Raw genomic sequence first — 25,206 nt, 5'->3', positions numbered from 1 at the left:
ACGCCGTCCTCATTTCGACGGGAGGATCGCACGTGACACGCAACTTCATTCCGGCAGCCGCCCTTGTGCTGACGCTGGCCGCATGCAGCGATAGCGGCGACGCCGAGATCGGTGCGGAAGAGACCGACACGAAAGCGGCAGCCGAGGCGGAGGCGATCGGCGATATCAGCCCTTCCAGCGAAGCGCTCGACGTGGCGACCGGTCAGAGCGAGGCCGAACTCGATGCCTTGCAGCAGGCGTCCGACCGGCTGGACGAGGACCCGTCCCCAGTGCCCGCGCCACCCACGGCAGAGCCGGCCACGTCGGCGCCGCCCATCGCTGCGGAATAAGCGGCCCGAAGGCCCTTTTCCCCTTTCCGCGTTGTGCTATCGACCGCGCGAGGGGAGACGGCGATGACCGACGAGACACAGGCCACGCAGCGCAAGACGCCGCTGCGCGTCCGCTCCTACGATGTCGCGGAGCTTGCCGGGGTCAGCCAGTCCACCGTCTCGCGCGCGCTTGCAGGCTCTGCCGCCATAACCGAGGCGACCCGCACCCGCGTGGTGGAGGCCGCTCGCAAGCTCGGCTACCAGATCGACGACCGCGCCGCACGGCTGCGTAGCGGGCGGACCGAGACCATCGCCGTGGTCGTCATCGGCCAAGCGGGGGCGCCGCCGAGTTCGGTCAACCCGTTCAACTTCGCCCTTCTCGGCAGCGTCTGCGCGGAAGCGGCCGACCGCGGCCTGCATTCGCTCGTCTCGTTCCAGTCGGAAGAAGAGCGCTTCTTCTCCCAATTCGTGGAGCGCGGGCAGGCCGACGCCGTCATCGTCATCGGCACCACCACCAATCAGCCCGCGTGGGACTATTTCCGCGCCGCCAACGACGGTCAGCCGCACATGGCGTTCTGGGGCTCTCCCTTCGACGACCACGCCGCGATCCGGTCCGACAACATGGCCGGCGGCCGGCTGGCGGTCGATGTGCTGCTGGGCGCAGGATACCGGCGCATCGCCTTTATCGGCGACACGACCTCCAGCCAGCGCCAGTTTGCCGAACGCTATGGCGGGTATTGCGCGGCCTTGGGTGAAAACGGCCTCGAACCGCTGGCCGCTGCCGCGGGGTCGGGCGAGACGCGGCAGGACCAGGGGCGGACGGCGATCGCGGACCTGCTGGACGGCGGCGAACCGCCCGATGCCGTGTTCGCGGCCTGCGACGCGATGGCATTCGGCGCGGTGGCGGAATTGCGCGCGCGCGGGGTGGCATTGCCGCAGGATTTCGGAATCATCGGTTTCGACGGGCTGGGCGGCGGCGCTTTGTGCGAACCGCCGCTCACCACGATCGAGCCCGATTTCAGCGCGGCGGCCAAGCTGCTGATCGACGCGGGGCTCGACCCCCGGGAAGACGCGCTCAGCGCCCGGGTGCCGGTGCGGCTGATCGAACGCGCCAGCGTGCGAAGGTAAGCCGCGCGCCCGGCGTCAGACCGGTTTCGCGCCCGATCCGCGCCCGCCCCGCAGCGAATATTCCAGCGTCCCGCGCGTGTGCACGTTGTCCACGTCGATCACCGCCGTGTTGGCATAGGTGAAACCGGGGCCGAGATTGCGATAGAGCCGGTCGAAATCGCGCTCCACCGTCTGGCGGAACAGGTCCTCGAAACTCTCGATCACGAAATAGGTTGGCTGCAGGTCGCTGATGACGTAATCGGTGCGCATCACGCGGTCGACATTCAGCATGATCCGGTTGGGGCTTTCCGCCTCTACCGCATAGACCGCCTCTGTCGGGCCGGAGAGGATGCCCGCCCCGTAGGCACGCAAATCCTTGCCGCCTTCCAGCACCAGCCCGAATTCGACAGTGTACCAGTACAGCGAGCCGAGGGCCTTCAGCCGGTTGTATTCCATCGCCCGCCAGCCGGCCTTGCCGTATTCCTGCATGTAATCGGCAAAAGTCGGGTCGGTCAGCATCGGCACGTGGCCGAACACGTCATGGAAGACGTCGGGCTCCTGGATATAGTCGAACGTCTCGCGCGTGCGGATGAAATTGCCCGCCGGGAAGCGCCGGTTGGCAAGGTGCCAGAAGAAGATGTGGTCCGGAATCAGCATCGGCACCGGCACCACGCTCCAGCCCGTCAGCTTGCCCAGCTCTTCAGACATCGCACCGAATTCGGGCACGCCTCCTTTGCCGAGGTCGAGCTTTTCGAGGCCTTCGAGAAACGCGGTTGCCGCGCGGCCCGGCAATATGTCCATCTGGCGCGCGAACAAGTCGTTCCAGATCGCGTCGTCCTCGCTGTCGTACTCGGTCTGCTTCGGCTCCAGCCAGTCTTCGCCCACGTGTTCCGGCCGCTTCAGCGGCGCGGTGAAGACGTCGTCCGGCATTTCGGGGATCGCGCTGTAGTCGCGGCTCAATTCGGGTGCGGTCGCCATAAATTTGCCTTAGCATTGCCAGCGTTGCCGAACAAATGTGCAGGAGACGCGCCGCGATGGGCAAGCTGAAGCGCCGGGACTACGAGAAACTGATCGAGCCGATGGAAGAGGAACTGGTCGGCATGGCCCGCTGGGCCCGCGTGACCGGACAGCGGATCGTCGTGATTTTCGAAGGGCGCGACACGGCGGGCAAGGGCGGCGCGATCCGTGCGGTGAGCGAGCGACTGAACCCGCGCCAGTGCCGCATCGTCGCGCTCGGCAAGCCGACCGAGGAAGAGCGCGGCCAGTGGTATTTCCAGCGCTACGTGAAGCACCTGCCGACCGCCGGCGAGATCGTGCTGTTCGACCGTAGCTGGTACAATCGCGCCGGGGTGGAAAAGGTGATGGGCTTCGCGTCGGACGACCAGGTCGCGCAGTTCCTGCGCCAGGCGCCGACGTTCGAAAAGATGCTGGTCGATGACGGCATCCTGCTGTTCAAGTACTGGCTGACTACCGACCAGGCACAGCAGGAAGAGCGGCTGCGCGAGCGGCTGGAGGATCCGCTCAAGCGCTGGAAGCTGTCGCCCATCGACCTCGCCGCGCGCGAGCAGTACGATGCCTATACCGACGCGCGCCGGACGATGCTGGAGGCGACGCATACGGAATATGCCCCGTGGACGCTGGTCGATTTCAACGATCAGAAGCGCGGGCGGCTGACGCTGGTGCGCGATTTGCTGGACCGGCTGCCGGACACCGATTGCGAGCCCGAGCCGATCACGATGGAACCGCTGGGGCGGGAGCCTGCGGCCGAAACCTATTCGGTGCTCAGGCCGATTGCGGATTATCCGGCAGGCTAGCTTCGGCTTTCGTCACTTGCCGCCCGTCTGCGGCGAATGCGCCCATCTCGATGCCGCTCTCGCCTTCGCGCATCGCAAGGTGGAGCGTCTCGCCCGCGATGGCGGGACTGAGCCCGCGAAAGGTGAACCGGCTCACCGGCTGCGGCAGCATCTGCAGGAGCAGCGAGGCGGTGAGCGGACCATGGACGACGAGGCCGCGATACCGCTCGACCTCCCGCGCATAGGGCGCGTCGTAATGGATCCGGTGCGTATTGAACGTCAGCGCGGAATAGCGGAACAGCAGCACCTCGGGCGGCGCGACCGCCCTGGCCGTGTCCCATGCGCGGTAATCGAAGCGCGCTTCGCCGGTCGGGGGCGGGGATAGCGGCGCATCCGGCGCAAGCGCCTCGAGATAGACGAGCGATTGCACTTCGCGCACCGCGAGGTCGCCATCGGCGCGGATCTCGTGGCCCACTTCGACGAACACCATCTCGCCGCGGCTGCCGCTCTTGGGCGTGATGCTCTCGATGCGGCTCGTCCGCTCGACTTGCGCGCCGATCGAAAGCGGGGCGTGGAAGGCGATGCTGCTGCCCGCCCACATGCGGCGGGGCAGGGGGACGGGCGGCAGGAAGCTGTCCGGCGCGTCGCTGCGCAGCGGGTGGCCGTCGTCGCCCAACATCGCAGTCGGGGCTTCGGGCGTGCAGAGGCAGAAGTGGATGCCCTGCGGCATGACGCCATCCGCGGGCACCTTGCGGTCGAACGTCGCGCACCAGCGCGCGGCGAGCGCTTCGTCCAGCCGGTCGGTCTGGCGCTGTTCGCGCCCGATCCAGTCGCTCCAGTCCCCCTCGCCGGTGTTGGTCACAGGGCGCGCTCGAAGATCGCGGCCATGCCCTGGCCGCCGCCGATACACATGGTTTCGAGGCCATAGCGCACGTCGCGCCGGTGCATTTCGTGCGCCATGTCGGCAAGGATGCGGATACCGGTCGCGCCGATGGGGTGGCCGAGCGAAATGCCCGATCCGTTGACGTTGACGATGTCGCGGCGGCTGTCGTCTTCGGCAAAGCCCCAGCCCGTCAGCACTGCAAGCGCTTGCGGCGCGAAGGCTTCGTTGAGCTCAATCAGGCCGATATCGTCCCAGCCCCTGCCGGTGCGCGCGAACAGCCTTTCGACCGCAAGCACCGGGCCGATGCCCATGCGGCTGGGGTCGCAGCCCGCCGCACTCCAGCAGTCGAACCACAGCATGGGCGTGAGGCCCAGCTCCTCCAGCCTGTCCTCTGCCACCACCAGGCAGGCGGCAGCGGCATCGTTCTGCTGGCTGGCATTGCCTGCGGTGACGATGGCGTCGGGATCGCGCTTGCCGTCGATGGGGCGCAGCGCGCCGAGCGATTCCATGTCCGCATCCTCGCGGAATCCCTCGTCCTTGGCAAAGATCACCGAGTCACCCTTGCGCTGCGGGATCGGGACGGGGACAAGCTGCGCGTCGAACTTGCCCGCCGCCCACGCGGCGGCGGCGTTCCGGTGGCTGCGGACGGCGAATTCGTCCGACGCCTCGCGCGAAATGGCATAATCCTTGGCAAGGTTCTCTGCGGTCTCGATCATGCCGGTGATGATGCCGAAGCGTTCGATCGGCTGGCTCATCAAGCGGCCGCGCGTCAGCCGGTCCCACAGAACCATGTCGCCCATCCGCGCCCCGTGCCGCGCCTTGGTGGTGTAATGCTCGACGTTCGACATGCTTTCCACGCCGCCCGCCAGCACGCAGTCGGCCACGCCCGTCTGGACCATCATCGCGGCGGTTGCGACCGCCTGCAGCCCGCTGCCGCAGCGGCGGTCGAGCTGGAAGCCGGGCACTTCGATGGGATAGCCTGCTGCAAGCCAGCTCCAGCGCCCGATGGCCGGGGCCTCGCCGCTGCCGTAGCCCTGGCTGAAGACCACGTCGTCGACGCGCGAGGGATCGACGCCGGTGCGCTCGACGAGCGCCTTGATGATGACCGCGCCGAGCGCACCTGCTTCGAGCGGGGCGAGGCTGCCGAGGAACTTGCCGACCGGCGTGCGGACGGGGTCGACGATGGCTACGCGGCGCATGGTGCTCATTGGGTTTCCTTGTCGCTGGTGCGGACCGTGCCCGCATCGATCAGTCTGGCAATCGCACCCGACGACAGGCCGAGCTTTTCCGCCAGCACTTCCTCGCTGTGCTGCCCCAGATACGGCGCGGGCAGCGGATCGCCGCGCTCCTCGCCGCCGAGATGGGCGAAGCTGCGGGCGGCGGGATAGTCGAAGCCGCTGGGGTTGTCCGGGGAAGGGCCGAACAGCGGGTTTTCGCCCACCAGCACCGGGTCGGTGGAGGCTTCGTACGGGGTGCGATAGCGTTCGAAGGTAGTGCCCGCCGCGCCCATGCGCCTTTCCAGTTCCGGCCAATCGAGCTGGCCGGCGACGGACTGGAACAGCGCGGCCAGCCGCTCGCGGTTCTCGAAGCGCGGCGTATCTCCGTCGGCGAAGCGGACGCCGAGCTCGGCTTCCAGTGCCGCGATCTCGCTTTCGACGTCGAATGCCTCGACCAGCCCGGCCCACTGCTTCGCCGTGAGGGCGGCGACCATAAAGCGGGTTCCGTCCCGGCTGCGGAAATCGGTGCCGAACGCGCCCCAGATGGCGTTGCCCAGCCGTTCCCGGTCGGCGCCGCGATAAAGCATTTCGGCCATCGTGCCGGAATTGGCGAGCGTGCCGATGGCGACATCGCCCAGCGGGATGCGGATTTCCGCGCCTTCGCCGCTCGCATCGCGGCGGCGCAGCGCGGCGAGCAGGGCGAAGGCGGAATAGGCGCCGGTCAGGAAATCCCAGGCGGGCATCAGCTGGTTGACCGGTGGGGCGCTGGCCTGTTCCCACTCTGCCGGCCCGGTCATCAGCGGGTAGCCGCTGGCGGCGTTGACGGTGAAATCCATCGCCTGCCGCCCATCGTGCCAGCCCATGATGCGCAGGGAGATCATGTCGCCGCGCTTCGCTGCCATGGCAGCGTGGGACAGGAAGCTGGTTTCCGGCACGTTGGTCACGCACTGGCCGACCTTTGCGGCGAGCGCCACGCACAGCTCGCGCCCTTCGCCGCTGCGCAAGTCGAGTGCGACCGATTTCTTCGTGCGGTTGAGGTTTTCCCACGCCAGGCTGCGGCCTTCGCCGGTCAGCAGGTAGCGGTCGTAATCCAGCCCGCCCGCGACATGGTCGACGCGGATGACCTCCGCGCCCATCTGCCCGCAATACAGCCCCACCGTGGGCGAAGCGACGAAGCTGGACACCTCGACGAGCGACAGGCCGGAAAGCAGGTCGTGCATGGGCGCTGTGTCAGAGCCCCGCCGCGTGTTCGCGCAGCATCCGCTTGGCGATCTGGAGCTGCAGGATCTGCGTCGTGCCTTCGTAGATTCGGTAGATGCGCGCATCACGGAAGAAGCGTTCGGCGTCGTATTCGGCAAGATAGCCCGCGCCGCCGTAAATCTGCACCACCCGGTCCACCACGCGGCCGCACATTTCGGATGCGAAGACCTTGAAGGCGGCGGCGTGCTTGACCGTATCCTCGCCCCGGTCGACGCGTGCGGTGACGTCCGCCATCATGCTCTCGGCGGCGTAGATTTCGGTCCAGCTTTCGGCGAGCATCTGCTGGATCAGCTGGAAGTTGGCGATGGGTTCGCCGAAGGCCTGCCGCTCGGTCGCGTACTTCGTCGCGCTGTCCAGCGCGCGGCAGGCGTAGCCCGTGCTGGCCGCACCCACGGAAATGCGTCCGTTGTCGAGGCTCATCATGGCGAAGCGGAAGCCCTGTCCGGTTTCCCCGCCCAGGAGCGCGTCGCCCGGCACGTGGACATCGTCGAGCATCACGTCGGAGATGTGGCTACCCGCCTGGCCCATCTTGTGGTCGGGCGACCCGGTCGAAACGCCGGGCGTATCCATCGGCACGATGAAGGCGGAAACGTGTGCGTTCTTGGGTAGCGCATCCTTTTCGGTGCGCGCCATGATCAGGCCGACATCGGCGTGCGGTGCGTTGGTGATGTAGCGCTTCGTACCGTTCAGGATCCACCCGTTCCCGTCCGGGTCGGGCCGCGCGGTCGTCTGCATCGCGGCGCTGTCGCTGCCGCTGCCGGGTTCGGTGAGGCCGAAGCAGGCGATCTTGCCGCCGGCAATGCGCGGCCACCACTCGGCCTTCTGTGCATCCGTGCCGCCGTTCTTGATGGCAGAGTTGAACATGCCGACGTTGATCGAAAAGATACTGCGGAAGGCGGGCGCAGCATAGGCCATCGTCTTCACCGTCTTCGCATACTGGGTGACATTGAGACCCGCGCCGCCGAATTCTTCCGGCACGGTGAGGCCGAACAGGCCCATGTCCTTCATCTCGGCAAGGATGTCTTCCGGCACGGCGTCGTTTTCGATGACGTCCTTTTCCGCCGGGATCAGCCGCTCGCGGACATAGCGTTCGAGCTGTTCGTGGAACTGTTCGAAGGTTTCGTCATCCATGCCCGAATTGGCGGCGACTGCATTGACAGGAGCGTTCATGGCTGGGTCCTCAAACGGGGTCGTAGGGGAAGACGTGGGCGCTGACTTCGTCGCCGCGCGCAAAGTCGGACTTGAAGGCCGGGACCAGCTCGTCCGCGATCGCCTGCGCGGTCCAGCCTTCGGTCTTGACCATGGAGCGGACCGGGCGGGGCTTCGAAAACAGCACTATCTCGTTGCGGCGTACGGCGAAGATCTGGTTGGTCACCTCCGCGCTCGCATCGCTGCACAGGTAGGCGGCGAGGGGGGCGATCTTTTCCGCGCCCATCGATTGGAGGCGCTTCACGCGTTCTTCGGCGCCTTCGCCGGTGGTGGGGATGCTCGCGGTCATCCGGCTCCACGCGAACGGCGCGATGCAGTTGGAGGTGACGCCATAACGCGCCGCATCGAGCGCGATGGACTGCGACAGGCCGACGATGCCGAGCTTGGCGGCGGAATAGTTCGCCTGGCCGATATTGCCGATCAGCCCGCTGGTGGAAGTGAAATGCACCAACCGCCCGCTGCCCTGGTCCTTGAAATAGGGCGTGGCGGCCTTGGACGTGTTGAAACAGCCGTGGAGGTGGACGTCGATCACCGCCTTCCAGTCCTCGTGGCTCATCTTGTGCCAGATCGTGTCGCGCAGGATCCCGGCGTTGTTCACCACTGCGTCGATCCGGCCGAACTGCTGCACGGCATCCTCGATGATGGATGCAGCACCCGCCGGGTCGGCCACGCTGGCGAGGTTGGCGTGTGCCTTGCCGCCGCCATCGCGAATGTCGCTGGCGGTCTGCTCGGCCGGGCCGGCCTCCCCGCCTTCGCCGCCGCCGCCCACGCCGGGATCGTTGACGATGACCGCCGCGCCTTCCTTCGCGCAGAGGAGCGCAATTTCCCGCCCGATGCCGCGCCCGCTGCCGGTTACTGCGACGACCTTGCCTTCCAGAATGCCCATGTGCCTGCCGACTCCTGCTGTTTTTAATCGCGCGGTTAAACCCTGCCTATGGCGGAGCGACGGGCGATTATCAAGGCGGCGCGGGCGACGGGCAAAGGTCCCCTATTCGCCCGGGTCCTGCCTGAGATCGGCGGGCAGGTCGTCCTCCTCTATCCGCTGGGCATCGACGATGGCCGCAGCCTCGTCCAGCTCGCGCGCCTCGCCTTCGGTCAGGCCGCCGGGGCCTGCCGCATCGTCCCCGCAGGCGGCGAGCACGAGGAGCGGGATAAGGGCGGCGGTCATGCGCATGACGCCATCGTATCCGCTCGCAGCTTATAAGAAAACGGGCGAGATGCGCCGTGCACCCCGCCCACTTTGCAATCAAATATCTAGCAAATTTATTCCATGGATTCTTCGGCGTTCTGCGTGGCCTGTTCGGCGGCGCGCATGGCGGCCTCGCGGGCGCGCGCGGCGACATCCTGCGCATTTTCACTGGCCACTTCGGCATCCACGCCGGCCGCGGTGTCCGCGTCGACCGTCTCTTCCGGGCCGGTGTCGGGCGCGGGGTCTTCGTCGCTCATTTCGACGGGGGTGGGGGTTTCCTCCACCTCCTCGACCGCTTCGTCGGCGGTGACTTCGACCGTATCGGCGGTCGTGTCTTCGGACGCGTCGTCGGACGATCCGCAGGCGGCGAGCGACAGGGCGAGGGCCGCGGTGGTGGCGGTGGCAATCAACTTCTTCATGGGCGGGGTCTCCGTTGAATTCTCGCCCCTGCATCTAGCGCGGCGTGCCGGTGCTGGCAATTCTCCCCAGCATGGCCCGCCGCCCGGTTTGCGCGCGCGATGCGATCTGGCACAGCGGCCCGATGGACGAGATGGTTGCCGATACGCCTGTCGAAGCGCTGGAGGATGCGCGCACCGCCCTGCGCGCCGTGTTCGGGTTCGAAGGGTTTCGCGGCAAGCAGGCCGATGTCGTCGCCCGCGTGCTGGCGGGGCAGCGGACGCTGGCGGTGATGCCGACGGGCGCGGGAAAGTCGCTCACCTACCAGCTGCCTGCCACGATGCTGCCCGGCTGCTGCATCGTCGTCTCCCCGCTCATCGCCCTGATGCACGACCAGCTGCGCAGCGCCCGCGCCAACGGCATCCGCGCCGCGACGCTGACCAGCGTCGACGGCGACTGGCGGGAAACGCAGGCGGCGTTCGAGGCGGGCGAACTCGACCTGCTCTACGTTGCGCCGGAACGTGCCAGCCAGCCCGGTTTCCGCAGCCTGCTGGAACGCGGCCGGGTGGCCCTGTTCGCCATCGACGAAGCGCATTGCGTGTCCGAATGGGGGCACGATTTCCGTCCCGACTACCGCCTGCTGCGTCCGCTGCTCGACGCGTTCCCCGAAGCGGGGCGGCTGGCGCTGACCGCCACGGCGGACGCGCACACTCGCGCCGACATCCTGGCCCAGCTCGGCATTCCGGCGGACGGACTGGTGCTGGCGGGGTTCGACCGGCCCAATATCCGCTATGCCATCGGCCCGCGCGACAACGTGGCGAACCAGCTTGCCCGGCTGCTGGACGCGCAGGCGGGGCCCGGCATCGTCTATGCGCAGACCCGCGCGCAGGTGGAGCGGCTGGCGCAGCAGCTGGGCGCGGGCGGGCGCAGTGTCTCGATCTATCACGCGGGCCTGCCGGCGGAGGAGCGCGCCGCGAACCAGGCGGCCTTCGTCGCCAGCGAGGACATGGTGATGGTCGCCACAATCGCCTTCGGCATGGGGATCGACAAGCCGGACGTGCGCTTCGTCGCCCATGCCGGCTTGCCGAAGTCGATCGAGGCCTATTACCAGGAAACGGGCCGCGCGGGGCGCGACGGCGATCCGGCCCACGCGCTGATGCTGTGGGGGGCGGACGATTTCGCCCGCGCGCGCCAGCGGCTGGCGGAGATCGAGCCGGAGCGGCGGGCCGGCGAGCAGGCGCGGCTGGAAGCGCTTGCCGGGCTGGTCGAGACGGCGGGCTGCCGCCGTGCGGTGCTGCTGCGGCATTTCGGCGAAGACCCGCCAGCCCAATGTGGCAATTGCGACAACTGCCTGGAGCCGCCGACCGTGATCGAGGCGACGGAGCTCGCCCGCAAACTGCTTTCCGGCGTCTACCGGACGGGGCAAAGCTTCGGCCTCGGCCATGTGCAGAAGGTGCTGACCGGGGTGGAGGACGAGCGGGTCCGTCAGCGCGGTCACGACAGGCTGTCCGTGTTCGGCATCGTCGATGCGAAGGAGGCCGCGCTGCTGCGCCCCCTGTCGCGCGCATTGCAAGCCCGCGGCGCGCTGGTGCCGACCGAGCACGGCGGCCTCGCCCTCGGCGGCGATGCGCCGGACATCCTGAAGGGCGAGGTGCCCATCGGCATCGTCGAGCCGCAGAAGAAGCAGCGTCGGCGCCGCGCGAACGCCACGCCCAACCCGGTCGGCGACCCGCTGTTCGAAGCCCTGCGCGACTTGCGCCGCACGCTGGCGGAAGAGGCGCAGGTGCCGCCCTACGTGGTCTTCCACGATGCCGTGCTGCGCGACATGGCGGCCTTCCGCCCCGCGAACCTCGACGAAATGTCGCGCATCGGCGGCGTCGGCGCCAAGAAGCTGGAAGCCTATGGGGAGGCGTTCCTGCGCGCGATCAGGGAGAATTAGGGTCCTGGCCCTCGCTTGGCGGTTTCGCTTGAACGAACACCTCTTCCGATATAAATATGATATCATAATTATATCGAAGGAGAATCGTCATGGTGGCCGAAAACAGGGGCGAGAAGCGCGGGATCAACATCAGCCGCGAGACGGAGGGCCGGGGGCATAACGGCTATGTGATGTTGCTCGTGCTACTGGCGATCGTCGCCATACCGGCGGTGCTCGGACTGTCGGGAATGCTTGCCGGCTCCGGCCCGCTCGGATTCATTTTCGGGCTGGCGCTGCCCTTCGTGCTCTTCCTGTTCGTCGCGGCCGGGTTCTACATGATCCAGCCGAACCAGGCCGCCGTGCTCACCCTGTTCGGCGAGTATCGAGGCAGCGACCGGACGGAGGGGCTGCGCTGGGTGTGGCCGTGGATCGTGCGCAAGAAGATCAGCGCCCGCGCCCACAACATCCATTCGGAGCGGGTGAAGATCAATGACCTGCGCGGCAATCCGATCGAGATCGCCTGCAACGTCGTGTGGCGCGTCGCCGACACCGCGCAGGCGAGCTTCGATGTCGACGATTACAAGGAGTTCGTGAACATCCAAATCGAGGCCGGCCTGCGCACCGTGGGCTCGCGCCATCCCTACGACGATTTCGAAGGCGAGGAAGTCACGCTGCGCGGCAGCGCCGACGTGGTCAACCGCGAGCTGCTGGAGGAGCTGAACGAGCGGCTCGCCGCCGCGGGCATCGTGGTGGACGAGGCCGGCCTTACCCACCTCGCCTATGCCAGCGAGATCGCCAGCGCGATGCTGAAGCGGCAGCAGGCCGACGCGATCATCGCGGCGCGTGCCAAGATCGTGCTGGGCGCGGTCGGCATGGTCGAAGATGCGCTGCTGAAGCTGTCGAGCGACAATATCGTCGACATGGACGACGAGCGCCGCGCGGCGATGGTGAGCAACCTGATGGTCGTGCTGTGCGGCGACCGAGAGGCGCATCCGGTCATCAACGCCGGATCGATCTACTGATCGGCTGCCCCGCCGTGTGAGCTGACCCCGTGGCCGCATCCAAAAAAGCCTTCGCCTTGCGCCTCGACCCGGCCGTGCACGCCGCGGTCGAGCGGCTGGCGGCAGGCGAGCTGCGCAGCGCCAATGCGCAGATCGAGATGCTGCTGCGCGAGGCGCTGGAAAAGCGGGGCATTCCGGTAAAAGCGGCGCAGCCCGCGCGGCGCGGCAGGCCCCCGAAAGACGGGGCCGACAAGTCTTAGCGGCTCGTTAACCCTTTTTCCCTAAGCCGGGCCTCATGCAGAAGTCCGCCCAGCATTCGCCCGCCCGCGTGCAGTTCCGCTTCATCGGAGTGATCGCCGCGCTGGCCGTCGCCGCCATCCCGATGGCCGCGCTCCTCGCGCAGCCCGCACCGCAGGCGTCCGGACCGTTCACCGTCGTGGAGACCGGGCAGGGCTTCCAGCGCTTGCAGGATGCCGTCGATGCCATCGGCGACAACACCGGCAGCATCGCCATCGCGCCGGGCGCCTATCGCCAGTGCGCGGTGCAGACGAAGGGCGACGTATCCTACCTGGCCGAAGAGCCAGGCCGCGCCGTGTTCGACGGGGAAACCTGCGAAGGCAAGGCGGCGCTTGTGCTGCGCGGACGCAGCGCCACCGTGTCCGGTCTTACCTTTGCCGGGATGCACGTGCGCGAATTCAACGGCGCCGGTATCCGGATCGAAAAGGGCAACCTGACCGTGGTGCAGAGCTGGTTCCGCGACAGCGACCAAGGCATCCTGTCCGCCCGCGATGCCAGCGGCACGATCGTGATCGACAAATCGACCTTCACCCGCCTCGGCACCTGCGACGGCGCGGGCGGCTGCGCGCATTCGATCTATATCGGCGATTACGGCGCGCTGCGTGTCACCCGGAGCCGTTTCGAGGAAGGGCGCGGCGGGCACTACGTCAAAAGCCGCACGCCGACCGTCCAGCTTGCCTCCAACAGTTTCGACGACAGCGCCGGGAAGGGCACCAATTACATGATCGACCTTCCCGCAGGTTCGCGCGGGCAGATCACCAACAACTGGTTCGTGCAGGGCGTGAACAAGGAGAACTACGGCGCGCTGATCGCCGTGGCCGCGGAAGGGCGCAAGAACAGCTCCGCCGGGCTGACCATCGCCGCCAACGATGCGCGGCTGGCCCCCGGTGCGCGCAAGACGCTGTTCGTGGCCGACTGGTCGGGCGACACGCTCGGCCTGGGCGAGAACACGCTCGGCGCGCAGATCGAGCGCTACGAACGCATCCGCTAGGGGGAACATTGCCTGCCGCTCGCCCGTTCGAACGGCGAGGAGCATATTATGGCAGGCGGATGGTCGCGCGACGGCGCAGTTCAGGAACAGATCGACGATACGGTCAGCGATGCGGTGGCCCGCGCCCGTGCGGGCCTCGCCTCTACGCGCGAGAGCGCAGAATATTGCGAGGACTGCGGCGAGGACATCCCCGGGCGGCGGCGCGAGGCCCTGCCCGGTGTGCAGACCTGCGTGACCTGCCAATCGCTGCGCGATAAGGCGTTCCGCGCCGCCGGGATCAACCGGCGCGGCAGCAAGGACAGCCAGCTCAGGTGAAGGGCAGGTGACAAGCCCCTTCATTCTCGCCCAGCACCTGGCTCCGCACCAGGGCCTGTCCCGCTTTGCCGGGCGAATCGCCCGCTCCACCCGCCCGTGGCTGAAGGACCGGCTGATCCGGCGCTTCATCGACACATACGATGTCGACATGGGAGAAGCCGAACGGCCGGCAGGCGATTACACCTGCTTCAACGACTTCTTCACCCGCGCGCTGAAGCCCGGTGCCCGGCCGCTCGCCGAGGCCGCAAGCCATGTGCTGTGCCCCGCCGACGGCGCGATCAGCCAGCTCGGCAGGATCACCGACGGGCGCATCGTGCAGGCCAAGCGGCGCGACTACACCGCGCAAGCCCTGTTGGGCGGCGATGCGGAATTGGCAAGCCGGTTCGCACAAGGCGACTTCGCCACGATCTACCTCTCGCCGCGCGACTACCACCGGGTCCACATGCCGGTGGATGGAACCTTGCGTCGCACGATCTACGTGCCGGGCGACCTTTTCAGCGTGAACACCGCGACCGCCGACAGGCTAGACCAGCTATTCGCCCGCAACGAGCGGCTCGTATGCATATTCGACACGCCGCTTGGCACCGTTGCCAGCGTGATGGTGGGCGCGATGATCGTCGCCAGTATCGAGACCGTATGGGGCGGGCTCGTTGAACCGCACGGCAAGCGGGTAGTGAGCCGGGACTACACCGGCATCGACGCCCCGACGCTGAAGGCAGGCGACGAGATGGGCCGCTTCCTCTTGGGCTCCACCGTCATCCTGCTGTTCGAGGAAGGCCGGGTACGCTTCGAAGACCGCTTCGAGGCCGGAACCCCCACCCGCATGGGCGAGGCGCTGGCAAGGAAACTCTAGCGCAGCAGGTGGCCGGACTTGTCGCGTTTGGTGGCGAGGTAGCGGGCGTTGTGCGGGTTGTCGGGCAGTTGGTGGGGCACGCGCTCGGTCACCTGCACCCCTGCGGCTTCCAGCGCCACGACCTTGCGCAAGTTGTTGGTCATCAGCCGCACCTCGCCGATGCCGAGCAGGTCGAGCATGCGCGCGGCGGTGGTGAAATCGCGCGCTTCGTCGGGCAGGCCCAGCCGCTGGTTCGCTTCCACCGTGTCGAAGCCCATGTCCTGCAGGCGGTAGGCGCGCAGCTTGTTGACGAGGCCGATGCCGCGTCCCTCTTGGCGCAGGTAAAGGAGCACGCCCCAGCCGCCCGCCCGCGCGGTATCCGCCATGGCGTGGAGGGCCGCGTCCAGCTGCGGCCCGCAATCGCATTTCAGGCTGGCAAGGACGTCGCCCGTCAGGCACTCCGAATGTAAGCGGACCAGCGGCGCCCGGCCGCTCGGCTCGCCGATCACCAGCGCCACGTGTTCGCGCATGTCGTCGGCCTTGCGGAAGGCGACGATCTCGGCATCCTCCGCCGCGCTCACGGGCAGGCGGGAGCGGGTCGCAATGAACAGGCGGCCGGCTTCGGCCAGCGCATCGAGGTCGCTGGCCGCCACCGGCTGGGCCTCGCCCGCACTTTCGGGATCGACCATGAAGGCGGGCAGGATGCCTGCAATCCGTGCCAGCTCCATCGCCGCGCGCGCATCCTCCCCCCATTCCATCGGCAGGGCGCGGAATGGGCCCTTCAGCGGGGCGGCAAGGTCGAGCGAGGGATCGGCGATCGGGAGCGCGCTGCGCAGATCGAAGCCGTCCGCACCCTCTATCAGCGCGGGGGCTTCAGGTGCGGCGGCCTCGCGCTGGTTGGCAAGCTTCAGCGTCACCGCCCGCGCGTGCGACACCAGCATCCGGGCGGAACGTGCGGCAGGGGCGACGGCGGTTTCCACGGGCAGCAACACCGGCCCGCCATTGAAAGCGATCGGCCACCCGTGGCGCAGCGCGTCGACCGCCTGCGCCGCCCGGCGCGAGGCCGAGGGGCCGCTGCCGGTCAGAGAGTGAACTCCGTGATCACCGGGATATGGTCGGACGGCTTTTCCCACGCACGCGCATCTTCGCGCAGGCGATGGCCGGTCGCCTGTTTCGCCAGATCCGGGCTCGCCCACATGTGATCGAGGCGGCGGCCGCGGTCGTTCGCCGTGTGGTCGCGATTGCGATAGCTCCACCAGGTATAATAGCGCTCCGGATCCAGGATGTGCTCGCGACCGACATCGGTCCAGCCGTGCGCATCCTTGAACCGTTGCAGCGTCTCCACCTCGATCGGCGTGTGGCTGACGACCTTGAGCAGCTGCTTGTGGTTCCAAACATCGCTTTCGAGCGGCGCGATGTTGAAATCGCCGACGATCAGCGTGGGTCTGTCGATGACATCGGCCCAGCGCGTCATGCGGCCGAGGAAGTCGAGCTTCTGGCCGAACTTGGGGTTCTTGTCGCGGTCCGGCTCGTCCCCGCCGGCGGGGATGTACACGTTCTCGATCACCACGCCCTTGGCCGAGCCTTCGGTCAGTTCCACGCCCACGTGGCGCGCTTCGCCGTTGTCCTGCCAGTCGTGGCGGGAGAATTCGGCCAGCGGGATTTTGCTGACCGTGGCGACGCCGTGGTATCCCTTCTGCCCGTGCACCGCCATGTGCTCGTAACCCGCAGCGCGGAAGGCGTCGTAAGGGAACAGGTGCTCCTCGCACTTGATCTCCTGCAGGCACAGCACGTCGGGCGCCTCCTCTTGCAGGAAGCGTTCGACGATGGGCATCCGCAGGCGGACGGAATTGATGTTCCAGGTAGCGACCGAGACCATGGGCGCGTGGTTAGGCAAGGCTGGCGAAAGGCACAACCACCTTCAAAAACAATAAACCCCCATCCCGGGGGCATTGGGATGGGGGTCCACTGTGCGTTCGTCACGCTTGTGCAAGACGGTACCGAAGATTGGCAGGCAACAGGGGGGAAACCCGCCAGGAATGCCGTCTTGAGTTTTGTAAATTAACGACGCGACGCTGACAGACGGATGAACGAAGCCTGCGGATTACCGCGTATTTCGTGCATCTGGCGGACGAAGCGAGTGCCCCTAGCGACGACCCGAGCGGCGCGGGTCGGTGTAGGTGAACGTACGGTCCGGCACGCTCATTCCGTAGCGCTGATTCGCCAGCCGCACGGTGGTGCGCTTGTTCTGCGAATCGAGCGCGACCCAGCTGACGAGTTCCAGCCCACCCGGCGCGCTTGCCTTCTTCACGAAGACCAGCGTGATGGTGCCGAATTCGGGCTTGCTCGAATCCTTGACCTCGACGCTCAGCACGTTCGGGTTGCCGGTCGGCTTCATGGTGCCATAGCGCTTCACGTCGCGGCTGGGGTCGAGCAGGGCGCCCAGCGGGCTGTCGCTTATCGGCCAGCGTTCGACCTGGCGGACTTCGTAATCGACCAGCGTCATCGCCTTGCCGTCGGACACGATCAGCAGCGGCACGCCTTCTTCGTACTGGAAGCGGATGCGGCCCGGGCGCTTCAGCGTGAGCACGCCGGACACGCGCTGGCCGTTGCGATCGGCCTGCGTGAAATTGGCCTTCATCGTGGTGATGCCGCGCAGGGCGGCGACCACCTGGTCGATCTGGGAGGCCTGCTGTGCATGGGCAGCCTGGGGCAGTGCCAGGTAGGCTGCGGGAGCGGATGCAACGCCGAAAGCCGCGAGAATCGCGGCCAGGCGGGTATTGCTGAAGAGTTTTCTGGTCATGCCCGTATCCTTAGGAATTCGGGCTTGAACTCGCACTGAACTGCCCGAGTTCCCACCGTTAATCTTGGCAGGCGATTCTGCCAACGAAAGGGTGGCTTACTTGATCTTCGCTTCCTTGAACTCGACGTGCTTGCGCACGACGGGGTCATACTTGCGGAAGGTCATCTTCTCGGTCGTGTTGCGCGGGTTCTTGCGCGTGACGTAGAAGAAGCCGGTGTCGGCGGTAGAGACCAGCTTGATCTTGACGGTTGCAGGCTTCGCCATGGCGTGTTCCTAAGTTTCCTGATGGGCCATCGCATTGGCCAAAAAACGACAGGCGGCGCGCGAGGGCACCGCCAGTTCGGGCGCGCAATTGGGTGATTCCGGCGCGAAAGTCAAGCGCGAAGGGAGGCCTGGAAGGCAGGTACGGCCCTACCAGTCCACCTTGCCCCGCCGCGCCTTGATCTCCCCGCGTTCCTTCTTCGCCTTCAGGCGCTGGGTCTTGCCGACCCGGTTGAGGCGGGTGCGTGCGCGCCGCCTGGGCGGGGTCATCGCCTCCGTCAGCAGGTCTTCCAGCTTCTCGCGCGCTTCGCCCCGGTTGGCATCCTGCGTCCGGTGGCTGCGTGCGGTGACGAGGATTTCGCCCGCATCGGTCAGCTTGCTTCCGGCAATGTTTTGCAGGCGGCGGAAGGCGAATTGCGGCAAGCGCAGCGCATAGGCGTTGACCCGCAACTGCACCGTGGTGGCGACCTTGTTGGCGTTCTGCCCCCCGGGACCGCTGCCGGCGAGGAAGGCTTCCTCCGCCAGCGTATGAGCGCGGGCGATGACGGCCTCTTTCTCCGCATCGGTCACGGCGGCGTCACACGTCGACGCCGAGCGCCGTGAAATCGGCGGGGAGCGGCGCGCGGGCAAGGATGGGCGCCTTGCCTTCGCGCGTCACTTCCAGCGATTCGGCGTGCAGCATCGTGCGCGGCGCGTCCTTGCCAATACCGTAGACGGGATCGCCGAGCAGCGCGGCACCGAGCCCGGCGAGTGCATGGATGCGAATCTGGTGCGTGCGCCCCGTCACCGGCCGGAAGCGCACGATCGAGAAGGGGCCGGCGGCGCTCTTGCCGCGTCCGATCCGCTCCCAATGGGTGATCGACGGCTTGCCTTTCTTCGCCGCGATCATGCGCCAGCCGCGCTCCGCCGAGCTTACCTTGGCCAGCGCCAGTTCGATCGTGCCTTCATCGTCCGCCAATTCCCCGGCGACAAGGCCGATATAGGTCTTGGCGACCTGCCGCTCTTCGAAAGCGCGGTTGAAGCGCTTCAGCGCCTTGTGATTGCGGGCCAGCAGCAGGCAGCCCGACGTATCCGTATCCAGCCTGTGGACCGCGACCGGCGGGCGTTGGAACCCCAGCTTCAGATCCTCGAGATAATCCTCGAGCGAGGCCCCGCCCTTGCGCGGACGTTCGATGGAAAGTCCGGCGGGCTTGTCGATGACCAGCGCCTCGCCGTCTTCATAAACGATGGTGGGCGCGGTCATACGCCGATCAGCCGGGCAGGCATCAGGCCGCGCAAGGCGTTGCCGAGGAAGAACCCTTCGGCAAGGTCGCCCAGCTTCACTTCGCCTTCTTCCGCCCGCCCGCTGTCAATGAAGGAGCGGCGCAGGACGCCCGGCAGGAGGCCGAGCTCCGCGCGGGGCGTAATCAGGGTGTCGCCGCGCTGCACGAACAGGCTGGTCCAGCTGCCTTCAGTCAGGAGGCCGTCGTCGCGCAGGAACAGCGCCTCGTGCGCCCCGGCATCGCGCGCCACTTCCAGCGCATCTTCGTAGAAGCCCCGGTCCGACGACTTGTGCCGCAGCCGCCAGTCCTCGCTCGCCACCGGCATGGGCAGGACCACGCACAGGGCAGGCTCCGGCAGGCTGTCGGGCAGGGGTCCGGCCTCCAGCGCGATGGAGCCGCGGCGCGAGGCGACGAGGCGCAGCTTCGCCGGGTCCTCCAGTTCGAAACACAGTGCCTGGATCTGGTTGCGCGCGGCATGGCGGTCGAACCCGAAGCCGAGCTGCTCCGCGCTCGCCTTGATCCGTTCGAGGTGAAGTTCGAGCAGCGGGATGCCCTTTTCGGGATCGAACCGCATGGTTTCGATCAGGTCGGCGCCGTTTGCGCCGCTTTCCGCCGAAACCTGCCTCACGAAATTCCCCTTCACCATGGCCTCGCGCCATTCCCCCTGCGCCTCGCTATCGGCCACGATCGCGCCGCCGACGCCGAGGACGGCGCGCCCGCTGCCATTTTCTTCCGGCGTCAGGCGCAGCGTGCGGATTGCCACATTGAACGCGGCGTTGCCATGCCCTTTGCCGTGCGCGGGTGCAATCCGCCCGATCGCCCCGCAATAGGGCCCGCGCGCATCGCGTTCGATATCCGCGAGCAGCTCCATCGCGCGGATTTTCGGCGCGCCGGTAATCGAGCCGCAGGGAAACAGTGCGCGCACGAGATCGGCGGGCGTGTGCCCTTCGGCCAGCGTGGCGGTGACCGTGCTCACCATCTGGTGGACGCTGGGATAGGTCTCGATCGCGAAGGGTGCGTCCACTTTCACGCTGCCCGGCTGAGCCACCCGCGACAGATCGTTTCGGAGCAGGTCGACGATCATCAGGTTCTCGGCCCGGTCCTTCTCGCTTTCCGCCAGGTCGCGGCGCAGGGCGGCATCGGCTTCGGGCGTCGTGCCGCGCGGCCGGGTGCCCTTCATCGGCTTCGTCCGCGCCTGTGCGCCTTTCAGCGACACGAACAGCTCGGGCGAGAAGCTGAGCAGCCAGTGCGACCCGTCGTATATCACCCCGCCATAACCCGCCCGCGCATTGGCGCGCAGTGCGGCGTAGAGCGCCAATGGCTCGCCCGAATAGCTGCCGGAAAGCGGCAGGGTCAGGTTGGCCTGGTAGATGTCGCCCGCGTGGATCGCCTCCTGCAGTGCGGCAAACGCTTCCTCGTAAGCGCCTTGCGACAGGGTCGGCTCCATCGGCCCGATGCGCGCCGGGCCGCAGCCGAGCCAGTCCGGCACCGTGTCCGCGGCGATACTCTCCGGCCCATCGAACGCGCCGAGCCACACCAGCGGGCCCGCAGCGCCCGTCAGGCGGTCGGCCAGCGGGGCAAGCCGCGGCTCCAGCGCAAGGCCCGCTTCGTAAGCGATATAGCCTGCCAGGAGCGCGCCTGCCTGCCGCGCCGCTTCCGCCTCTGCCAGCGCGTGATCCACATCGACCGCGCGCCGCGCCACGAAGATGCGGGACGGCGCGCGGTACAGCTGCGCATCCGCCGCGCCTGCTGCACGCGCATCGTCGAGAAGGACGAAAGGCTCCATGCGCGCCAGCCCTAGCGCCTTTGCTGCCCAAGTCTATCTTGACCCGCCGCGCGCGCTTCCCGAAACAGCGCCTTCATCAATCACGGGAAGGCGGCTGGAATGGGCGAGATTTTCATCGGGCTTGGCGCAAATGGAGAGCGGCAGGTCCTGCGCATGGGACAGGCGAACCGCCACGGCCTGATCGCCGGCGCGACCGGCACGGGCAAGACGGTGACGCTGCAGGGCCTGGCCGAGAGTTTTTCCGCCGCCGGCGTACCCGTCTTCGTCGCCGACGTGAAAGGTGACCTCGCCGGGATTTCCATGCCCGGCAGCCCGCAGTTCAAGCACGCCGACAAGCTGGAAAGCCGGGCGAGGGAACTGGGCATGGACGACTATGCCTATTCCGATAATCCGGCGGTGTTCTGGGACCTTTACGGAGAGAACGGTCACCCGATCCGCACCACAGTTTCGGAAATGGGACCGCTGCTGCTCGCCCGGCTGATGGATTTGAACGAGACGCAGGAAGGCGTGCTCAACATCGTTTTCCGCTTCGCCGACGACGAGGGGCTGCTGCTGCTCGACCTCGAAGATTTGCGCTCCATGCTCGTCTACACGGCGGAACATGCGAAGGAGTTGACGACCAAATACGGCAACGTGTCGAAGCAGAGCATCGGGGCGATCCAGCGCTCGCTGCTCAGCCTGGAAAGCCAGGGCGCGGACATGTTCTTCGGCGAGCCGGCGCTGGAAATCGACGATTTCATCAAGCTGGACGAGCAGGGGCGCGGCAACATCAATGTCCTCGCGGCGGAAAAGCTGATGCGCAGCCCCAAGCTTTACGCCACCTTCCTGCTGTGGCTGCTGGCCGAGCTGTTCGAGACGCTGCCCGAAGTGGGCGACCCCGAAAAGCCGAAGCTCGTGTTCTTCTTCGACGAGGCGCACTTGTTGTTCGACGACGCGCCCAAGGCGCTGGAGGAGAAGATCGAGCAGGTCGTGCGCCTGATCCGTTCGAAGGGGGTGGGCGTTTATTTCGTCACCCAGAACCCGATCGACATTCCCGAAGAAGTGGCCGGCCAGCTCGGCAACCGGGTCCAGCACGCGCTGCGGGCCTTCACGCCCAAGGACAAGAAGGCGATCAAGGCGGCCGCCGACACGTTCCGGATCAATCCCGACCTCGACGTGGAGCAGGCGATTACCGAACTGCGTGTCGGCGAGGCACTGGTCAGCACCTTGCAGGAGGATGGTGCGCCGTCGGTGGTGCAGCGGACGCTGGTGAAGCCGCCGCGCTCGCGCCTCGGCCCGGTGACGGCCAAGGAACGCGCGATCATCAAGTCGATCAGCCCGGTGGAAGGCAAGTACGACAGCGCGGTCGACCGCGAAAGCGCGGCCGAAGTGCTGGAACAGAAGGCCGCCGATGCCGCCGCGACCGCCGAACAGGTGGAAAAGGTCGGCAAGGCCGAAGTCGCCAAGGAAGCGCGCAAGTCGCCGACGATGTGGGAGAAGGCGGGCAAGAGCGCAGCTCGTGCGGCGGCCGGCTCGATGGCCTCTATCGCGGTGGCCACCGTGCTGGGCCGCAAGTCGAGCGCCGATCCGCTGCGGACCGGGGCGACCGCTTTCGTGCGAAATATCCTCGGCGGGCTGATGCGTTAGGGCTTCCCCCGCGGCATCGGCCCGCCGGATCGGATTACTGCGCCATCACCCACGCGGCCACTTCGGCGATCGCGCGCGGCTGGCCCGCCTGGCGCTCCGCAATCGCGTCGAGCGCCTGGTTCACCGGACGCTGCGCGTCGGAGGACAGCGAGTCGCGATAGGCCTCGATCCGGGCGATGGTGGCCGGATCGCGCGCGCCGTAGAACAGGCGGGCGTAGAAGCCGGAGCGCCCGCTGTTGTCGACCAGCGCGTCGATCGTCGCCCGGTTGTCGAGCACGAAGTTTGCGGCGAGGTCGCCGTTGCTCTGCGCCACCGATCCGGCGAGCTGCGCAGCCACCGTCAGCGGCACTTCACCGCTGAGCGCCAGTTGCAGCGTGCGCCGCGCCAGCGCCTCGTCCTCCGCCGCGCCGAGCAGGTTGTAGTAGGTGCGCTGCTCGGCGGTGTTGGTGCTTTCGCTCGCCAGCTTGAGCAGCAGTTCCCACTGCTCCGGCGTTGCCTTGCTGGCGACGATGCCCAGCCAGCGCGACTTGAGCGGGCCGTCGAGCGCGGCGGGGTCCGATGCGAGCAGGGCGAAGCGCCGGCTGGCTTCCGCCTGCACGCTTTCGTCGCCGGCCGCGGCCATGATCCCGAGCAGGGTGGAGCGCAGGTTCGATTCCGGGATCGTTTCATCGGGCGACGGTTCGTAACCGAGCGAATCGAGCACCGGGCGGAAACGGGTGCGGATCAGGCCCGCCAGCTTGGCAGCCGCTTCGTCCTGCCCGCCACTCTTGAGCAAGCCGTGATAGCCGCCCCAGTCGCCCGCCGTGGTCTGGAGAACGACCGGATTGGCATCGACCGGCATGGCGGCCAGCAGGTCGAGCGCGGGGGCGTAGCCCTGGTAACCGCCGACCCCCAGCGCCTGCGCATCGGCAATCATCCCGAGCTGGTCGATGGGTTCCTGCCGCCGCATCGAAGCCGCCAGCTTCGCCTGCTCGGCGGCGGGGTAGAGCGTGCGGAAATAGCCGAGCTGGCCGGCGTTGAGTTCCACCGTGCCGCACCCGTCGAGCGTGTAGGTCGCGCTTTGTTCGCCGAACACGCGGCGCTGCGGCGCGGCGCCGTCGATGGAAATCAGCAGCGGGATGCGCCAGTCCGGTGCAGCCTCGGTCACGCCCGACCAGTCGCCGCGGCGGTATTCGCCCTGGCTGACCGCCAGCGTGGTCTTGCCGCCGCTGCAGGTGGCGCTGTTCAGCGTCACCAGCGGAATGCCGGCCTTGGTGGTGAAATCGCGCGCGACATCGACCAGGCCGGTCGCGCCCGCTTCCTCCACCGCGCGCCACAGGTCCTCGCTCACCGTGTTGCCATACTGGTGGCGTGCCATGTAGCGGCGGATACCGTCGCGCCACACGTCCTCGCCGGCAAAGGCTTCGAACATGGAAATCACCGCCTCGCCCTTCGAATAGGTGATCTGGTCGAAGGCCTGGTTGGTCTGTTCGACCGTGCGGATTTCCTGGATCACCGGGTGGGTGGTGGGAAAGGCGTCGAGCCGCATGGCGCTTTCCCGCGCGCCGACCCGGCCCAGCAGCGGGTACCAGTCCGGATTGAAACGCGCCGTGGTCTTGGTTTCCATCCAGCTGGCGAAGCCTTCGTTCAGCCACAAATCGTCCCACCACGCCATGGTGACGATGTTGCCGAACCACTGGTGCGCGACCTCGTGCGCCTGGACGGCGTAGATCGACTGCCTGGTGGAGGCGGTGGAATTGGCCGGATCGAACAGCAGGATGCTTTCGAAGGTCAGGATGCTGCCCCAGTTCTCCATTGCGCCGAAGAACTGGCTGCTGCCGGGCGCGGCGACGTTATCGAGCTTGGGCAGCGGGTAGTCGACGCCGAAATAGTCGTTGAACCAGCCGTTGAGCGGGGTCAGCGATTCCAGGGCGTAGCGCGCCTGTTCGCCGCTGCCCGCAGGCGAAACGATGCCGGTGACGGTCCCGTCGGCGGCGGTGTCCGTGATCCGTTCGAAGTCGCCCAGCGCGAAGAACAGCAGGTAGCTCGACATCTTCGGGCTGGTGTCGAACGTGACGCGTTTCAGCGCGCCCATCGGTTCTTCCGATTTCACCGGCATGTTGCCGACCGCCATCATGTTCGCGGGCACATCGGCGGAGAGGTCGAACGTCGCCTTGTAGCTCGGCTCGTCGAACATCGGGGCGAAGCGGCGCGCGTCGGGCGCTTCGAACTGGGTGAACAGGCTGCGCGTCGGCTCGCCCGTCCGCTTGTCCGGGTAATCGAGCGCGAACAGGCCGTTCGCCTGCTGGTTGATCGTGCCGGTGTAAACCGTGTCGAAGCGATAGCGCCCCGGCTGGATTATCGTGCCGTCGGAGAAGCTGACGGTCTGCTTTTCGGCATCGAACGCTTGGCTGAAGTCCGACCGCGTGCCGCCCGCGTGGTTGTAAAGCCGAGCCTCGGTAATCTCGAGGTCGTTAGCGTGGAGGACCAGCGCGTCGATCGGCTCGAACACTTCCAGTTCGATCGAACCGCGCCCGGCAAAGGTCAGGTTGGCGATGTCGGGCACGATGTGGATGCGATAGTGGCTGGGCGCCGCGCCGCGCGGCAGGTCGCTGGGGATGCTGGCGGAAAGCGGCTGCGGGCCGGCCGCCTCGGGCATCGCCGGGGAGGCGGTTTGGGCGGGAACGGTGGCGCACGCCGACAGTGCCAGCGCGCTCGAAAGGGCGATCAAGGATATACGCATGTTTGGGCTCCCCCGGATATGGATGGCGGG

The 25,206-nt window shown here is 67.3% G+C and carries 26 protein-coding genes; 10 read left to right on the top strand and 16 right to left on the bottom strand.

All coding sequences use genetic code 11. The annotated features are described in order from the left end of the window. Nucleotides 1–32 precede the first annotated feature (32 nt). A complete protein-coding gene (locus tag QQW98_RS03970; RefSeq protein WP_290136253.1) occupies nt 33–329 on the top strand; it encodes a hypothetical protein in 297 nt (98 codons plus the stop codon). 63 nt (nt 330–392) lie between these two features. Next, nucleotides 393–1,436, top strand: a complete 1,044-nt coding sequence (locus QQW98_RS03965) for a LacI family DNA-binding transcriptional regulator (RefSeq protein WP_290136252.1) — start codon at nt 393–395, stop codon at nt 1,434–1,436. A gap of 15 nt (nt 1,437–1,451) precedes the next feature. On the opposite strand, the gene phhA is transcribed toward QQW98_RS03965, so the two are convergent. Next, on the bottom strand, nt 1,452–2,345 hold the full coding sequence (gene phhA / locus QQW98_RS03960) for a phenylalanine 4-monooxygenase (protein ID WP_404800885.1): 894 nt from the start codon (nt 2,343–2,345) through the stop codon (nt 1,452–1,454). Nucleotides 2,346–2,449: 104 nt separating this feature from the next. Here phhA and ppk2 point away from each other — a divergent pair, with 104 nt between their 5' ends. Beyond that, nucleotides 2,450–3,229, top strand: a complete 780-nt coding sequence (gene ppk2, locus QQW98_RS03955) for a polyphosphate kinase 2 (protein ID WP_290136250.1) — start codon at nt 2,450–2,452, stop codon at nt 3,227–3,229. On the opposite strand, the gene QQW98_RS03950 is transcribed toward ppk2, so the two are convergent. The 7 genes from QQW98_RS03950 to QQW98_RS03920 all read right to left on the bottom strand — a co-directional run bounded on the left by QQW98_RS03950 (nt 3,198) and on the right by QQW98_RS03920 (nt 9,385). Next, nucleotides 3,198–4,070 (bottom strand): FAS1-like dehydratase domain-containing protein, encoded by an 873-nt coding sequence (locus QQW98_RS03950; protein ID WP_290136249.1) that lies wholly within the window; start codon nt 4,068–4,070, stop codon nt 3,198–3,200. The genes ppk2 and QQW98_RS03950 overlap by 32 nt on opposite strands. Next, nucleotides 4,067–5,299 (bottom strand): acetyl-CoA C-acetyltransferase, encoded by a 1,233-nt coding sequence (locus tag QQW98_RS03945; RefSeq protein ID WP_290136248.1) that lies wholly within the window; start codon nt 5,297–5,299, stop codon nt 4,067–4,069. Before QQW98_RS03945 ends, QQW98_RS03950 begins: the two co-directional genes overlap by 4 nt. Further along, complete coding sequence (locus QQW98_RS03940) at nt 5,296–6,528, bottom strand: CoA transferase (RefSeq protein ID WP_290136247.1); 1,233 nt, start codon at nt 6,526–6,528, stop codon at nt 5,296–5,298. The genes QQW98_RS03945 and QQW98_RS03940 overlap by 4 nt, the downstream gene beginning before the upstream one ends. A gap of 10 nt (nt 6,529–6,538) precedes the next feature. Further along, on the bottom strand, nt 6,539–7,738 hold the full coding sequence (locus tag QQW98_RS03935) for an acyl-CoA dehydrogenase family protein (protein WP_290136246.1): 1,200 nt from the start codon (nt 7,736–7,738) through the stop codon (nt 6,539–6,541). Nucleotides 7,739–7,748: 10 nt separating this feature from the next. Next, a complete protein-coding gene (locus tag QQW98_RS03930; protein ID WP_290136245.1) occupies nt 7,749–8,663 on the bottom strand; it encodes an SDR family NAD(P)-dependent oxidoreductase in 915 nt (304 codons plus the stop codon). A gap of 102 nt (nt 8,664–8,765) precedes the next feature. Continuing rightward, a complete protein-coding gene (locus QQW98_RS03925; protein WP_290136244.1) occupies nt 8,766–8,945 on the bottom strand; it encodes a hypothetical protein in 180 nt (59 codons plus the stop codon). A 95-nt stretch (nt 8,946–9,040) separates the two neighbouring features. Further along, complete coding sequence (locus QQW98_RS03920) at nt 9,041–9,385, bottom strand: hypothetical protein (RefSeq protein WP_290136243.1); 345 nt, start codon at nt 9,383–9,385, stop codon at nt 9,041–9,043. A 131-nt stretch (nt 9,386–9,516) separates the two neighbouring features. On the opposite strand from QQW98_RS03920, the gene recQ reads away from it, so the two are divergent. The 6 genes from recQ to asd all read left to right on the top strand — a co-directional run bounded on the left by recQ (nt 9,517) and on the right by asd (nt 14,737). After that, a complete protein-coding gene (recQ, locus tag QQW98_RS03915; RefSeq protein ID WP_290136852.1) occupies nt 9,517–11,301 on the top strand; it encodes a DNA helicase RecQ in 1,785 nt (594 codons plus the stop codon). Between the two features lie 89 nt (nt 11,302–11,390). Beyond that, nucleotides 11,391–12,302 carry an SPFH domain-containing protein gene (locus QQW98_RS03910; protein ID WP_290136242.1) on the top strand — a complete coding sequence of 304 codons (912 nt, stop codon included), beginning with the start codon at nt 11,391–11,393 and terminating at the stop codon, nt 12,300–12,302. 29 nt (nt 12,303–12,331) lie between these two features. Next, on the top strand, nt 12,332–12,541 hold the full coding sequence (locus QQW98_RS03905) for a toxin-antitoxin system HicB family antitoxin (protein WP_290136241.1): 210 nt from the start codon (nt 12,332–12,334) through the stop codon (nt 12,539–12,541). 35 nt (nt 12,542–12,576) lie between these two features. Continuing rightward, nucleotides 12,577–13,569 carry a right-handed parallel beta-helix repeat-containing protein gene (locus QQW98_RS03900; protein ID WP_290136240.1) on the top strand — a complete coding sequence of 331 codons (993 nt, stop codon included), beginning with the start codon at nt 12,577–12,579 and terminating at the stop codon, nt 13,567–13,569. Between the two features lie 48 nt (nt 13,570–13,617). Next, nucleotides 13,618–13,884, top strand: a complete 267-nt coding sequence (locus QQW98_RS03895; protein ID WP_290136239.1) for a DksA/TraR family C4-type zinc finger protein — start codon at nt 13,618–13,620, stop codon at nt 13,882–13,884. Between the two features lie 7 nt (nt 13,885–13,891). Continuing rightward, nucleotides 13,892–14,737, top strand: a complete 846-nt coding sequence (gene asd, locus QQW98_RS03890) for an archaetidylserine decarboxylase (RefSeq protein WP_290136238.1) — start codon at nt 13,892–13,894, stop codon at nt 14,735–14,737. Here asd and ribA read toward each other — a convergent pair. From ribA to pabB, 7 genes are all read right to left on the bottom strand, one after another. Continuing rightward, the gene (gene ribA / locus QQW98_RS03885) at nt 14,734–15,801 is read right to left on the bottom strand and encodes a GTP cyclohydrolase II (protein ID WP_290136851.1); all 1,068 of its coding nucleotides are present in this window, start codon (nt 15,799–15,801) and stop codon (nt 14,734–14,736) included. The two genes, asd and ribA, sit on opposite strands and share 4 nt — an antisense overlap. Then, nucleotides 15,798–16,595 (bottom strand): exodeoxyribonuclease III, encoded by a 798-nt coding sequence (locus QQW98_RS03880; protein WP_290136237.1) that lies wholly within the window; start codon nt 16,593–16,595, stop codon nt 15,798–15,800. Before QQW98_RS03880 ends, ribA begins: the two co-directional genes overlap by 4 nt. A 267-nt stretch (nt 16,596–16,862) precedes the next feature. Further along, the gene (locus QQW98_RS03875; protein ID WP_290136236.1) at nt 16,863–17,519 is read right to left on the bottom strand and encodes a LolA family protein; all 657 of its coding nucleotides are present in this window, start codon (nt 17,517–17,519) and stop codon (nt 16,863–16,865) included. 96 nt (nt 17,520–17,615) lie between these two features. After that, the gene (gene rpmG, locus QQW98_RS03870; protein ID WP_290136235.1) at nt 17,616–17,783 is read right to left on the bottom strand and encodes a 50S ribosomal protein L33; all 168 of its coding nucleotides are present in this window, start codon (nt 17,781–17,783) and stop codon (nt 17,616–17,618) included. Between the two features lie 147 nt (nt 17,784–17,930). Further along, entirely contained in the window at nt 17,931–18,350 is a 420-nt protein-coding gene (gene arfB / locus QQW98_RS03865; RefSeq protein ID WP_290136234.1) for an alternative ribosome rescue aminoacyl-tRNA hydrolase ArfB, read from the bottom strand. Nucleotides 18,351–18,357: 7 nt separating this feature from the next. Next, a complete protein-coding gene (locus QQW98_RS03860; RefSeq protein ID WP_290136233.1) occupies nt 18,358–19,023 on the bottom strand; it encodes an RluA family pseudouridine synthase in 666 nt (221 codons plus the stop codon). After that, on the bottom strand, nt 19,020–20,828 hold the full coding sequence (gene pabB, locus QQW98_RS03855) for an aminodeoxychorismate synthase component I (RefSeq protein WP_290136232.1): 1,809 nt from the start codon (nt 20,826–20,828) through the stop codon (nt 19,020–19,022). The genes QQW98_RS03860 and pabB overlap by 4 nt, the downstream gene beginning before the upstream one ends. A gap of 99 nt (nt 20,829–20,927) precedes the next feature. Here pabB and QQW98_RS03850 point away from each other — a divergent pair, with 99 nt between their 5' ends. Further along, nucleotides 20,928–22,454 carry a helicase HerA-like domain-containing protein gene (locus QQW98_RS03850; protein WP_290136231.1) on the top strand — a complete coding sequence of 509 codons (1,527 nt, stop codon included), beginning with the start codon at nt 20,928–20,930 and terminating at the stop codon, nt 22,452–22,454. 34 nt (nt 22,455–22,488) lie between these two features. On the opposite strand, the gene QQW98_RS03845 is transcribed toward QQW98_RS03850, so the two are convergent. Next, nucleotides 22,489–25,176, bottom strand: coding sequence for a M1 family metallopeptidase (locus QQW98_RS03845; RefSeq protein WP_290136230.1), 2,688 nt, complete (start codon nt 25,174–25,176; stop codon nt 22,489–22,491). Nucleotides 25,177–25,206 lie beyond the last annotated feature (30 nt).

The organism is Alteriqipengyuania flavescens (genome assembly GCF_030406725.1).
GTDB lineage: Bacteria > Pseudomonadota > Alphaproteobacteria > Sphingomonadales > Sphingomonadaceae > Alteriqipengyuania_B > Alteriqipengyuania_B flavescens.
Note: the sequence above shows the minus strand (reverse complement) of the source record. Positions and strands in the feature narration are given on the sequence as shown.